Annotated in this window: 13 protein-coding genes; 8 read left to right on the forward strand and 5 right to left on the reverse strand. The window is 73.8% G+C overall.

The features are described from left to right. Positions 1-54: 54 nt before the first annotated feature. Positions 55-531, reverse strand: coding sequence for a hypothetical protein (locus ADL34_RS29485; RefSeq protein WP_062668690.1), 477 nt, complete (start codon positions 529-531; stop codon positions 55-57). A 345-nt stretch (positions 532-876) separates the two neighbouring features. After that, positions 877-1851 (reverse strand): hypothetical protein, encoded by a 975-nt coding sequence (locus ADL34_RS29490; protein ID WP_062668691.1) that lies wholly within the window; start codon positions 1849-1851, stop codon positions 877-879. Positions 1852-1946: 95 nt separating this feature from the next. Here ADL34_RS29490 and dapE point away from each other — a divergent pair, with 95 nt between their 5' ends. Both dapE and ADL34_RS29500 read left to right on the forward strand, forming a co-directional pair. Next, positions 1947-3026 (forward strand): succinyl-diaminopimelate desuccinylase, encoded by a 1080-nt coding sequence (gene dapE, locus ADL34_RS29495; RefSeq protein ID WP_062668692.1) that lies wholly within the window; start codon positions 1947-1949, stop codon positions 3024-3026. Between the two features lie 118 nt (positions 3027-3144). Further along, positions 3145-3903: a TIGR00730 family Rossman fold protein gene (locus ADL34_RS29500; RefSeq protein WP_062668693.1), complete on the forward strand. Its 759-nt coding sequence runs from the start codon at positions 3145-3147 to the stop codon at positions 3901-3903. Between the two features lie 53 nt (positions 3904-3956). Here the strand turns inward: ADL34_RS29500 and folP are convergent, their stop codons facing one another. Continuing rightward, on the reverse strand, positions 3957-4817 hold the full coding sequence (gene folP / locus ADL34_RS29505; protein ID WP_062668694.1) for a dihydropteroate synthase: 861 nt from the start codon (positions 4815-4817) through the stop codon (positions 3957-3959). A 138-nt stretch (positions 4818-4955) separates the two neighbouring features. Here folP and ADL34_RS29510 point away from each other — a divergent pair, with 138 nt between their 5' ends. Next, positions 4956-5312: a DivIVA domain-containing protein gene (locus tag ADL34_RS29510; protein ID WP_062668695.1), complete on the forward strand. Its 357-nt coding sequence runs from the start codon at positions 4956-4958 to the stop codon at positions 5310-5312. Then, entirely contained in the window at positions 5309-5896 is a 588-nt protein-coding gene (locus ADL34_RS29515; RefSeq protein WP_062668696.1) for a DNA-3-methyladenine glycosylase I, read from the forward strand. Before ADL34_RS29510 ends, ADL34_RS29515 begins: the two co-directional genes overlap by 4 nt. Positions 5897-5959: 63 nt before the next feature. Here the strand turns inward: ADL34_RS29515 and ADL34_RS29520 are convergent, their stop codons facing one another. Next, positions 5960-6763, reverse strand: a complete 804-nt coding sequence (locus ADL34_RS29520; RefSeq protein ID WP_062668697.1) for an enoyl-CoA hydratase/isomerase family protein — start codon at positions 6761-6763, stop codon at positions 5960-5962. Positions 6764-7146: 383 nt separating this feature from the next. Between ADL34_RS29520 and ADL34_RS35250 the strand changes: the two genes are divergently transcribed. Continuing rightward, positions 7147-7314 (forward strand): DUF3117 domain-containing protein, encoded by a 168-nt coding sequence (locus tag ADL34_RS35250; RefSeq protein ID WP_003966491.1) that lies wholly within the window; start codon positions 7147-7149, stop codon positions 7312-7314. 81 nt (positions 7315-7395) lie between these two features. Here the strand turns inward: ADL34_RS35250 and ADL34_RS29525 are convergent, their stop codons facing one another. Next, positions 7396-8094 (reverse strand): O-methyltransferase, encoded by a 699-nt coding sequence (locus tag ADL34_RS29525; protein WP_324610565.1) that lies wholly within the window; start codon positions 8092-8094, stop codon positions 7396-7398. Positions 8095-8329: 235 nt separating this feature from the next. Here ADL34_RS29525 and sigE point away from each other — a divergent pair, with 235 nt between their 5' ends. From sigE to ADL34_RS29540, 3 genes are all read left to right on the forward strand, one after another. Further along, the gene (gene sigE / locus ADL34_RS29530) at positions 8330-9028 is read left to right on the forward strand and encodes an RNA polymerase sigma factor SigE (protein WP_079034198.1); all 699 of its coding nucleotides are present in this window, start codon (positions 8330-8332) and stop codon (positions 9026-9028) included. Then, complete coding sequence (locus ADL34_RS29535; RefSeq protein WP_062668699.1) at positions 9025-9996, forward strand: anti-sigma factor family protein; 972 nt, start codon at positions 9025-9027, stop codon at positions 9994-9996. The genes sigE and ADL34_RS29535 overlap by 4 nt, the downstream gene beginning before the upstream one ends. A gap of 103 nt (positions 9997-10099) precedes the next feature. Beyond that, positions 10100-12142, forward strand: coding sequence for a S1C family serine protease (locus ADL34_RS29540; RefSeq protein WP_062668700.1), 2043 nt, complete (start codon positions 10100-10102; stop codon positions 12140-12142). Positions 12143-12174: the final 32 nt, after the last annotated feature.

The following is a 12174-nucleotide window of genomic DNA, read 5'->3' on the forward strand; positions in this document are numbered from 1 at the left end:
GCGGGGTCCGGGAAGCGTCCCGGACCCCGCCGCTCTCGTCCGCCTGCGGCCGCGTCAGCCGATCGGAAGGCCCTGCACCGGCAGCGAGCCGGTGGCGGGCAGACCGCCCTGCGTGGCGGCCCCCGCAGCGTCGCCGAGGACGGTGCCGACCGACCCGGCCACGCCGCCCGCGGCCTCCTGGGCGGCCGGCGCGGCCTTCTTCGCGGCCTTGCCGCCGGTCTTCGTCACCTTGCCGCCGGCCTTCTTGGCGGCCTTGGTGCCCTTCTTGGTGACCTTGTCACCGGTCTGCGTGGCCGTCGGCAGCGCCTGGTCGACCGTGCTGTCGACGGCACCGCTCGCGAGCCCGGTGGCGTTCTGGGCGGCGCCGTCGACGACGCTCGCGCCGTCGAGGGCGGAGAGCCCGCCGAGCTTGGACGCGTCGGGCAGTTCGGGGGCCGCGCTGGCGGAGCCGGCCGCACCGACCCCGGCAGCCGCTCCCGCAGCGACGATCAGCGCGGCACGGGCGATCCGGCGGGTCAGGGGGAGGGTCATGATGCTCCTTCGACGGGTAAGTCGGATGAGAAAGATGAAGTGTCCGACCAGGCCCGGCAGTTGACCGACAGGCTGTTGATCTCCGGGCTCGGCGCAGTGACTACCGCTCGAAGGCCGGGAAGGTTGCGGCGCGACAACGTAAAGAGTTGGCAATGCGTCGCATAATCGCCTGCGGACAAAAACGGGCATAACGCTCCGCGCCGAAACGTGTGCGGAACCCTTGCATCCCTTTGTTCACAAGGGCTTTGGCCGTGTGGGACCGCCCGGGGCGGAAGCCTGCCCGCCCCGGCGCCCGGCGACACCCGCGGTAACCCCGCGGAGTGAGTCCTTGAACGTCTGCCCGTACTACCGCGTCGTCGTGATCCGGACCGCGTCCGCGGTGCTCCCGCCCTCCGGGGCACCCTGCGCGCCGCTCGTCCGCCACCGGCTGTCGGTGTGCCCGGCGGTCCACTCCCGCCCCGCGAACGCCACCCGCTCGATGTGCAGCCGGGACGCGTTGGCCACGGCCCAGTGCGCCAGCTGCCAGCCGCGTTCGCCGGCCGCGCGCTTCTTCCCGGCCCGCCCGTCCGCGGTCACCGGCAGCACCACGGTCCGCCCGTCCCCGCCGTCGCTCCGCGCGCCGGCGGGCGAGGGCGACGCCGTGCCGCCGACCTCGGCGGCGGCCGACTGGAGCGCGTCGCGTCCGAAGTCCCGCACCAGCGCCGCGCGCACCCGGTCCGTGCCCGCCGTGGGCGCCGTCTCCGGACGTCCGTCGCAGGTCAGGGTGGCGGCGGCGCGGCCGGTGAGGGCGGCGGCGAGCAACTCCGCGTCCGGCTCGTGCTTGGCGTACGCCTCCGGGAAGCCGCTGCGCTGCACGCGCTGCGCGGCCTGCGTCAGCGGCAGCCGGGTGTAGTCCGGGACCTTGACCAGGTGCTCGTAGAAGGCGCCGGCCGCGTAGGTCGGGTCCATGATCTGCTGCTCGGTGCCCCAGCCCTGCGACGGCCGCTGCTGGAACAGGCCCAGCGAGTCGCGGTCGCCGTGCCCGATGTTGCGCAGCGCCGACTCCTGCAGCGCGGTCGCCAGCGCGATCGTCACCGCCCGCTCGGGCAGCCCCCGCCCGGTACCGACCGCGGCGATCGTCGCCGCGTTCACGGCCTGCTCCGGCGTGAACTCGTACCGGGTGCCGTCCCCCTCGGCGGAGACGACCGCGCAGCCCGGCATGCGCGCGCCGCCGGTGACGTACTGCACGGCGAGGTACCCCGCGACGGAGAGCAGGACCAGGAGGGCCGCCCCCCTGCGGAGGAGGCGGCCACGGCGTGAGGAAGGCGACGTCTTCGGCACGCCTACAAGGTAGCCGAGGCTACTGAGTGGTAGGAGAGTCGTGGGAAAAGAGGGACGGGACCGTGCGTTCAGGACCGCGGGTTAGGGTCGGCCCCATGGCCGACACCTCCCTTGACCTCAGCCTCGACGCCGCCCTGCTCACCGCCCGGCTGGTCGACTTTCCCTCCGAGAGCGGCTCGGAGAAGCCCCTCGCGGACGCCATCGAGGGCGCCCTGCGCGCCCTGCCGCACCTGACGGTCGAGCGGTACGGCAACAACGTCCTGGCGCGCACCGACCTCGGCCGGCCGGAGCGGATCATCCTCGCCGGGCACATCGACACCGTGCCGATCGCGGACAACGTGCCCTCGCGCCTCGACGACGACGGCGTCCTGTGGGGCTGCGGCACCTGCGACATGAAGTCCGGCGTCGCCGTCCAGCTGCGCATCGCGGCCACCGTCCCGGCCCCCAACCGGGACCTCACGTTCGTCTTCTACGACAACGAGGAGGTCACCGCCGACCTCAACGGCCTCAAGCACATCGCGGAGAACCGCCCGCAATGGCTGGAGGGCGACTTCGCGGTGCTCCTGGAGCCCTCGGACGGCGAGGTCGAGGGCGGCTGCCAGGGCACCCTGCGCGTCCTGCTGAAGACCACCGGGGAGCGGTCGCACTCCGCGCGCTCCTGGATGGGCTCCAACGCCATCCACGCGGCCTCCCCGATCCTGGCCCGCCTCGCCTCCTACGAGCCGCGCCACCCGGTGATCGACGGCCTGGAGTACCGGGAGGGCCTGAACGCGGTCGGCATCTCCGGCGGCGTCGCCGGCAACGTCATCCCCGACGAGTGCGTCGTCACCGTGAACTTCCGCTACGCCCCCGACCGCAGCGAGGAGGAGGCCGTCGCGCACGTGCGCGAGGTGTTCGCCGACTGCGGCGTCGAGGAGTTCGTCGTGGACGACCACAGCGGCGGCGCCCTGCCCGGCCTGTCCCACCCGGCCGCCGCGGCCTTCATGGAAGCCGTCGGGGGCGTCCCGCGGCCCAAGTACGGTTGGACCGACGTCTCCCGCTTCTCCGCCCTCGGCGTCCCCGCCGTGAACTACGGCCCCGGCAACCCGCACCTTGCGCACAAGCGGGACGAGCGCGTCGAGACCGCGAAGATCCTCGCGGGGGAGGAGCGGCTGCGCGCGTGGCTCTCCGCGTGACCCGATCGGGGCGCCGGGGGTTCGGGACGCCGCGGGGCGGACATGCTGACGTCCCTCGCGGGTAACCCGCGTAGATCTACGCTGAGGTGGAACGTCCTGGCACACGGAGGGAGCGCACATGGCTACGGGTAACCCCGAGGGGAAGAAGCAGCCCCCCGACGAGCAGCGGCTGGGGCCGGTGCTGCGCCGGCGCCACCAGGTGCAGGCCGGCACCACCGACCAGCGCCTGCTGGACGAGCGCGCCCCCACCGACTGGGTGCACACCGACCCCTGGCGGGTCCTGCGCATCCAGTCGGAGTTCATCGAGGGCTTCGGCACGCTCGCCGAACTGCCCCCCGCGATCAGTGTGTTCGGCTCCGCGCGCACCCCGGTGGACTCCCCGGAGTACGAGGCCGGGGTGGGGCTGGGCCGGGGCCTGGTCGAGGCCGGCTTCGCCGTGATCACCGGCGGCGGCCCCGGCGCCATGGAGGCGGCCAACAAGGGCGCCCTCGAGGCGAACGGCACCTCCGTCGGCCTGGGCATCGAGCTGCCCTTCGAGCAGGGCCTCAACCCCTACGTCGACATCGGCCTCAACTTCCGGTACTTCTTCGTCCGCAAGATGATGTTCGTCAAGTACGCCCAGGGGTTCGTGGTGCTCCCGGGCGGCCTCGGCACCCTCGACGAACTCTTCGAGGCGCTCACCCTCGTCCAGACCCAGAAGGTCACCCGCTTCCCGATCGTGCTGTTCGGCACCGAGTACTGGGGCGGCCTGGTGGACTGGCTGACCAACACCCTGGTGGCCCAGGGCAAGGCGTCCGAGAAGGACCTTCTGCTGTTCCACGTCACCGACGACGTGGACGAGGCGGTCGCCCTGGTCTCCAAGGAGGCGAGCCGCTGACCCCGGGCGGGTGAGGAGTGTGGCGGGGGCGCGTGAGGGGCGTGGCGGGGGGCTCAGGCCAGTCCCCGCCGCGCCACGGCCGGCGGCCGGTGCCCGGCGATCGACGCCACCATGTCCAGCACCTGCCGGGTCTCCGCCACCTCGTGCACCCGGTACACCTGGGCGCCCAGCCACGCGGACACCGCGGTCGTCGCGAGCGTCCCGACCACCCGCTCCTTGACCGGCCGGTCCAGGGTCTCCCCGACGAAGTCCTTGTTGGACAGGGAGACCAGCACCGGCCAGCCCGTCTCCACCATCTCCCCGAGCCGCCGGGTCGCCTCCAGGCTGTGCCGGGTGTTCTTCCCGAAGTCGTGCCCCGGGTCGATCAGGATCGACTCGCGGGGCACCCCCAGCGCGAGCGCCCGCTCCGCCAGGCCCACGGTCACCCGCAGGATGTCCGCCATGACGTCGTCGTACGTCACCCGGTGCGGCCGGGTGCGGGGCCGGGCGCCGCCCGCGTGCGTGCACACCAGGCCCACCCCGTGGCGGGCAGCGACCTCCGCGAGTCCGGGGTCCACACCGCCCCAGGCGTCGTTCAGCAGGTCGGCCCCGGCCTCGCACACCGCGGCACCGACCTCGGCCCGCCAGGTGTCCACGCTGATCACGACGTCCGGGAAGCGCCGCCGCACCTCCGCCACGAACCCGACCGTGCGCCGCACCTCCTCCTCGGCGGACACCTCCTCGCCGGGACCCGCCTTGACGCCGCCGATGTCGATGATCGCCGCGCCCTCGGCCACGGCCTGCTCCACGCGCGCGAGGGCCGGCTCGTCGTGGAACGTCGCCCCCTGGTCGTAGAAGGAGTCCGGGGTCCGGTTCACGATCGCCATGATCACCGGCTCGTGCGCGCCGAACTCACGACTGCCCAGCCTGAGCATCCCCTGTTGACCTTCCCTCGACATTCCCGCTGCGTGCGCCCTTCGGGCCGCCTGCGACCCTAACCGTCAGCGTCGCATGGCACGATCGGACCCTGACACACCCGACCGCTCGCATCACGGACCGTGGGGGCCACAGCGATGCTCATGTTCTTGTTCCTGGTCGTCGCGCTGGCCGTCGTGGTCGGCGCGGTGACGCTCGCCGTTGTGGGCGGCGGCGAGGGCGACGGACCGCTGCCCGAGGCGGCGCCCGAGCGGCTGAACGACCCGCTGCCGCCGGACCGCCCCGTCGGCCGGGCCGACGTCGAGGGCCTGCGCTTCCCGCTCGCCGCCCGCGGCTACCGCATGGCCGACGTCGACGACGCCCTCAGCCGCCTCGGCGCCGAGCTCGCCGAGCGCGACGCGCGCATCGCCGATCTGGAGTCCGCGCTGGCCGGCGCGCGGGCGCCGCGGGGCCAGGTCTCCATGGAGAAGCCCGACCAGGAGGACCAGCGGTGAGCGACGGCTCGGCCCTCGCGGGCCCGGACGGCGCCCCGCGCTGCCCCTGGGCCCTGTCCACCCCGGACTACGTGGCCTACCACGACGAGGAGTGGGGCCGCCCCGTCCACGGCGACGACGCCCTGTACGAACGGCTCAGCCTGGAGGCCTTCCAGTCCGGCCTGTCCTGGATCACGATCCTGCGCCGCCGGGAGGGGTTCCGGGCGGCCTTCGCCGGGTTCGAGATCGCCCGGGTCGCCACCTTCACGGAAGCCGACGAGGAACGCCTCCTCGCCGACACCGGGATCATCCGCAACCGGCTGAAGATCGCGGCGACCGTGGCCAACGCCAAGGTGCTGGCCGGCTGGGCGCCGGGCGAGCTCGACGCCCTGATCTGGTCCCACGCCCCCGACCCGGCCGCCCGCCCGGTCCCGAAGACCCTGGCGGACGTCCCCGCGGTCACCCCGGAGTCGACGGCCCTGTCCAAGGCCCTGAAGAAGCGGGGCCTCAGGTTCGTCGGCCCGACGACGGCGTACGCCCTCATGCAGGCGTGCGGCCTGGTCGACGACCATCTGGCGGACTGCGTCGCGCGGGGCGCCGCCTGACGCGGGCGGCGCCCTCCGCCCGGCGGCCCAGGTGCCGGCGGCCCAGGTGTCAGCGGCCAGGTGTCAGCGGCCCAGGTAGGCGGGCTTCTCCTTGTTCACGAAGGCCCGCACCGCGATCGCGTGGTCCTCGGAGGTGCCCGCGCGCGTCTGCAGCTCGTCCTCCTTCTCCAGGGTCTCCTCCAGGGAGTGCGACAGCCCGAACGCCACCGCCTCCTTGATCGCCGCGTACGCCACCGTCGGGCCCGCGGCGAGGCCCCGGGCCACCCGCTCGGCCTCGGCGCGCAGCTCCGCCGCCGGCACCAGCCGGTTCGCGATGCCCAGGTCGTACGCCTCCTGCGCGGTGATGTTGCGCGGGAAGAGCAGCAGGTCGGTGGCGCGGCTCGGGCCCACGACCCGCGGCAGAGTCCAGGAGATCCCGGAGTCGGCGGTCAGGGCGACCCCGGCGAACGACGTGTTGAAGGCGGCCGTCTCCGCGACCACCCGGTAGTCCGCGGCCAGCGCGAAGCCGAGACCGGCCCCGGCGGCGACGCCGTTCACCGCGGCCACGACGGGCTTCCGCATCCCGGCCAGCGCCCGGACGATCGGGTTGTAGTGCTCCTTGACCGTGGTCATGGTCAGCTTCGTCCCGGACTCCCGGTCGGAGGCCAGCAGCCCGATGTGCTCCTTCAGGTCCTGACCCACGCAGAACGACCGCTCCCCGGCCGCCGTCAGCAGCACGGCCCGCACGGCGTCGTCGCCCGCGGCGGCCTCGACCGCGTCCCGCAGGGCGACCTTCGCGGCGATGTTCAGCGCGTTCATCGCTTCGGGGCGGTTCAGCGTGATCGTCGCCAGCCCGTCGCTCACCTCGTAGAGCACGGTGTCGGCCATGGCGTATCCCCTCCGGTGTGGCGGCTCCGGGCGTACTCGTACTCGTCGGTACGCCCATGTCTGAGGGACAGCATGGCGGAGATCACGGGCCGCCACGGGCGCGGGACGTGTGACCTGCGTCAAAGAATCCACGCACGGGCGTGTGCCGCCGAAGTGCGCGGGGTGGCGCAGTATCGCAGCCACATCGCCGAATTGGGTGGTTTTGCTCGCGCGCGTTGCCCAAGCGATGCCGACTGATGTTGGTCATCGGGTCCTGGCATGCGGGATAATGGCTGGGAAGCAATGTGTTCGATGCCGGTGTCGCGTGTCTCACTCCCGAGACGCGTGCCCTCCATGGGGCCGTCGGCTTTGACGATGAGCTGGTTTCAGGAAGGGGAACGAGCATGGCGGCCATGAAGCCGCGGACGGGCGATGGCCCGCTCGAGGTGACCAAGGAGGGGCGGGGCATCGTCATGCGCGTTCCGCTCGAAGGCGGCGGTCGGCTCGTCGTCGAGCTGACCCCTGACGAGGCCGACGCGCTCGGCGACGCCCTCAAGAAGGTCGTCGGCTGACGCGGACGCGACCCTACCCTTTCGGTGGCCCCGGCATTCCACGGATGCCGGGGTTGCTGCTCTCCGGGCGGCGGAGGTCCCTCAGCGCTTGACCGCGCACAGCAGCCCGTCGCCCACCGGCAGCAGCGACGGGACCAGCTCCTGGCTCTCCCGCACCGCCCGCAGCAGCTCCCGGACGCGTATCACCTCGGTGGGCTGCGGCCCTGAGTCGACGGTACGGCCGCTGGCGAAGACGCCCTCGAAGGCGACCAGGCCCCCGGGGCGCAGCAGACGCAACGATTCGGCGAGATAGTCGAGGAACTCCAGCCGGTCGCCGTCGCAGAAGACGAGGTCGTAGCCGGCGTCCGCGAGGCGGGGCAGGACGTCCAGCGCGCGGCCCGGGATGAAGCGGGCGCGGTTGCTGGCGAACCCCGCGGCGCGGAACGCCTGACGGGCGAACTGCTGGTGCTCCGGCTCCGAGTCCACGGTGGTCAGCACACCGTCCGGGCGCATGCCGTGCAGGAGATGGATGCCCGACACGCCGGTGCCGGTGCCGATCTCCGCGACCGCCTTGGCGTCCACGGTGGCGGCGAGCAACCCCAGCGCGGCGCCCGTGCCGGGCGACACCGAGCGCAGTCCCGCCTCCCGGGCCCGGTCCCGGGCCCAGCGCAGGACGTCGTCCTCGGCGACGTAGGCGTCGGCGAACGCCCAGCTCGTCTGCCGGTTGCCGGTAATGACCCTCTCCTGTCCCCGTGGTTGCCTCGGCGTGACTGTATCCGTTGCGCCCGGGAACCCGCAGATGGGACCGCGCGTTTGGAAGGGTGGGAAGACGAGCGGGGGGACACGGTTGGATCACGATGACGAGCAGGGTCGCGAGCAAGTGCTGACGCAGCCGCACCAGCCGTGTCAGCCCAGTTCAAACTCTGGGAAAACCGCTTATCCGGAGCTAACGGGCGAGGTGGCTATGGTAGGGGCTCCACTGGACACCACCAGAGCCGATAGGGGAGGTGCGGCTGCGCCTGCGGATCGGGGAGGGGTGCTGCGGCGCTTCCTCGGATCGGCGGGCAGGCCGAAATCCGTGAACGACACCGCTGACCACAGCCACGCCGGCGACTCCGCCCAGACCGCGACCTTCTCCACCGACGCGGACGGGCAGGCGTGGACTCCGCCCACCTGGGAGGAGATCGTCAGCACCCACAGCGGGCGCGTCTACCGGCTCGCCTACCGCCTCACGGGCAACCAGCACGACGCCGAGGACCTCACCCAGGAGGTCTTCGTCCGTGTCTTCCGCTCCCTGTCGACCTACACGCCGGGCACCTTCGAGGGCTGGCTGCACCGCATCACCACCAACCTGTTCCTCGACATGGTGCGCCGCAAGCAGCGCATCCGTTTCGACGCGCTGGGCGAGGACGCCGCCGAGCGGCTGCCCAGCAAGGAGCCCACGCCCCAGCAGGTCTTCAACGACGCCCACTTCGACGCGGACGTCCAGCAGGCCCTCGACACCCTCGCACCGGAGTTCCGCGCCGCGGTCGTCCTGTGCGACATCGAGGGACTCTCGTACGAGGAGATCGCCGCCACCCTCGGCGTCAAGCTCGGCACCGTCCGCTCGCGGATCCACCGCGGCCGCTCGCAGCTGCGCAAGGCCCTCGCCCACCGCTCGCCGGAGGCGCGCGCCGAGCGCCGCTCCTTCGTGCCGCGCGTGGCCGCTCTGGGGGGAGGGGGCGCCAGCACGTGAGCGGCCTTCGACCCGACCCCATGGAACGGCTCCTCGCCGAGCAGCACCTTGGCGACCGACTCTCCGCCCTCGTCGACGGGGAGCTCGGTCATGAGACGCGTGAGCGCGTCCTGGCCCACCTGGCGACCTGCGCCCGGTGCAAGGCCGAGGTCGACGCACAGCGCCGGCTGAAGAACGTCTTCGCGGAGGCGGCACCCCCGCCGCCCTCCGAGAGCTTCCTGGCCCGGCTCCAGGGCCTCTCTGGAGGAGGTGACCAGGACGGCGGCGGCTCGCCGCTCGGCGGGGGCGGATTCGGGACGGCCGGACGGCCGGGCACCGCGGGTGTCTTCGGAGTGAAGCGGGACGACGCGTTCGAGTTCGGGTACGTCCCCTCGGGCGGGCACGCCGCCGCCCTCACCGGAGCCGACCGCGGCTTCCGCACCCATCCGGTGACCGGACGTCAGGACCCCGACCGTCACGCGTCCTCCCGGATGCGGTTCGCCTTCGTCGCGGCCGGAGCCGTGTCGCTGGCCGCCCTCGCCCTCGGCGGGGTCACCGGCAGCGTGCCCGCCGACACCGAGGCGCGCGGCGGCTCCGGCGGCAGCAACGTGACCCCGGCCCGCTCCCAGGGCACCGGCGCCACCACGGCCCCGGAGAACCAGCGCCGCCGGAGCACCGGCCCGCTGCTCGCCCAGGGGCAGGCGTCCGGAGCGGCGCGGACCCCGGTCGCCCCGACCAGGACGCCCGCACCGCTGCTCCCCGGGACGCCGGCCTTGTCGGCGGCCCAGGACATGCGGACGCTGACGGCCCCCGTGGTGGCGGGCGCCGCCGCCATGTCCCCGCTGATACGTCCGCTGAGCGCCACCCCGCCGCTCAGCCTGACCTCCTGGTCCAAGGACTCCGGGACCGCCGCCACCCCGGGTCTGCTCGCCGCACCCGTCCCCGGCACGACCTCCTCACCTTCCGCCTCTCCGGCCACCGGCCCCTGACCCGGCCCACTGCGCGGCGGCCCACGAACCTGGTTGAATCCGGGGTGGGCCGCGCGTCCGCGTGCCCGCCGGACGGGTGGCCGAAGTGAGTGGGAAACAGAGCATGAACGAGGGGAAGCCCACGCGGGCGAAGTGGTGGAACCGCTCCCGGCCGCAGGAGGGCTCCCCGGGGGCGTCCGGCGCTTCCGCCGACGGCGACTTCGAACTGGCCCGCCCCGCGCGGCCCCAGGAGACGCCGGGCACCGCCGACGACTACCCGCTCCCGCCCGCCCCCGACTCGCGCGCCACCCCCGACGGCGACTTCGAACTCGCGGTCCCGCAACGGCAGCCGGTACCTCAGCCGCGTGAGGGGGAGGAGCCCTCGGAGACGGCCACGACAGCGGACGCGTCGGCCTCGGGCGCCGTCTCCCCGGCGGAGGGCGGCGAGACGGACACGCCAGCGAACGCACCGGCCGCGCCTGTCTCGGACCTGAGCACCCCGGCGGTGGACGCCGGCACGGGCACGGAAGCCTCGCAGGCCCCCGGCAGCCCGTCGGCAGACGCCGGCACGGGCACGGAAGCCACGTCGGCTCCCGTCGCCCCCGCCCCGCCCCAGGACGCGAGCCCGCGGCCCCTGCACGACCCCGATCCCTACAGCACGCCGCCCTACGGTGAGCCCGGCCCCTGGGCGCCCGCCCCGCCGGTCCAGCACCCGGCGGCCACCCCGGCCCACGGCACCCCGGCAGCGGCGGCGCCCGCGCCCGCGCCGCACCAGCAGGCGGTCCCCGCCCAGTCGGCGCCCGCGCCGCACCAGCAGGCGGTCCCCGCCCAGTCGGCGCCCGCACCCCACCACCAGGCGCCCGGCGCCCCTGTCCACGCCGCGCCCGATCCCGCCTTCGCGGACGCGCCGCCGCCTGCCGTTCCCACGGTGCCCGGCGCGCCCGGCACCCTCGGCACTCCCCACGACCCCTGGCGCAACTACGACCCCTGGGCGCGCGCGGCGCAGCGGGCGGCGGCGGCGCCGCTGCAGGAGAGCGGGGCCGGGGTGCGGCGGCGCAGAGGTGTGAAGGGGGCGCTCCTCGTCGGCGCCCTGGTCATCGCCCTCGTCTCCGGTGGCGTCGGCGGAGCCCTCGGCGCCTACCTCGAACGCAACGGCGGCCTGGACACCGTGGAGCTGCCGCAGGCCGGCGCCGAGGCGCCCGACCGGGCCCCGGACAGCGTCGCGGGGATCGCCGCCCGGGCCCTGCCCAGCGTCGTCACCCTGCATGTGAGCGGCCGTTCGGAGCAGGGGACCGGCACCGGGTTCGTGCTGGACGACCGCGGCCACATCCTGACCAACAACCACGTCGTCGAACCCGCCGGCGACGACGGCGAGATATCGGTGACGTTCCACAGCGGCGACACCGCCAAGGCCACCGTGGTCGGCCGGGACAGCGGCTACGACCTCGCGGTCGTGAAGGTCACCGGCGTCAGCGGACTGCGGCCCCTGCCGCTCGGCAACTCCGAGAACGTCCAGGTCGGCGACCCCGTCGTCGCCATCGGCGCCCCCTTCGACCTCGAAGGCACCGTCACCTCCGGCATCATCAGCGCCAAGCAGCGCCCCATCACCGCCGGCGGCGAGGACGGGGACGGCAGCGACGTGTCGTACGTCGACGCCCTGCAGACCGACGCGCCCATCAACCCCGGAAACTCGGGCGGCCCGCTGCTCGACCGGGCCGGCCGGGTCGTCGGCATCAACTCCGCCATCCGATCGGCGGGCAGCGGCGCCGAGCCCGACGGCGGCCAGGCCGGCTCCATCGGCCTGGGCTTCGCCATCCCGGTCAACCAGGCCAAGCGCGTCGCCGAGGAACTGATCAACACGGGCAAGGCCACCCACCCGGTCATCGGCGTCACCCTGGACATGGCGTACGGCGGCGACGGCGCCCGGGTCGGGACGAAGGACAGCGAGGGCGGCCCCGCCGTCACCAAGGGCGGACCCGGCGCCAAGGCGGGTATCGAGCCGGGTGACGTCATCACCGAGATCGACGGGGCACGGGTGCACTCCGGCGAGGAACTGATCATCAAGACCCGCGCCCACCGCCCCGGCGACCGCCTGGAGCTGACGCTGAAGCGGGACGGCAAGGAGATCACGCTGAAGCTGACGCTGGGCTCGTCGAGCGGGCGGTGAACTCACACCGGTCTCACACCGCCCGGCACAGT

Source organism: Streptomyces sp. NRRL WC-3605 (assembly GCF_001509795.1).
In the GTDB taxonomy this organism is placed as follows: Bacteria; Actinomycetota; Actinomycetes; order Streptomycetales; family Streptomycetaceae; genus Streptomyces; species Streptomyces viridochromogenes.

Coding starts and splice junctions, on each gene's coding strand:
- ADL34_RS29485 (WP_062668690.1), bottom strand. CDS start 531: ATGACCCTCCCCCTGACCCGCCGGATCGCCCGTGCCGCGCTGATCGTC.
- dapE (WP_062668692.1), top strand. CDS start 1,947: ATGGCCGACACCTCCCTTGACCTCAGCCTCGACGCCGCCCTGCTCACC.
- ADL34_RS29500 (WP_062668693.1), top strand. CDS start 3,145: ATGGCTACGGGTAACCCCGAGGGGAAGAAGCAGCCCCCCGACGAGCAG.
- folP (WP_062668694.1), bottom strand. CDS start 4,817: ATGCTCAGGCTGGGCAGTCGTGAGTTCGGCGCGCACGAGCCGGTGATC.
- ADL34_RS29510 (WP_062668695.1), top strand. CDS start 4,956: ATGCTCATGTTCTTGTTCCTGGTCGTCGCGCTGGCCGTCGTGGTCGGC.
- ADL34_RS29520 (WP_062668697.1), bottom strand. CDS start 6,763: ATGGCCGACACCGTGCTCTACGAGGTGAGCGACGGGCTGGCGACGATC.
- ADL34_RS35250 (WP_003966491.1), top strand. CDS start 7,147: ATGGCGGCCATGAAGCCGCGGACGGGCGATGGCCCGCTCGAGGTGACC.
- ADL34_RS29540 (WP_062668700.1), top strand. CDS start 10,100: ATGAACGAGGGGAAGCCCACGCGGGCGAAGTGGTGGAACCGCTCCCGG.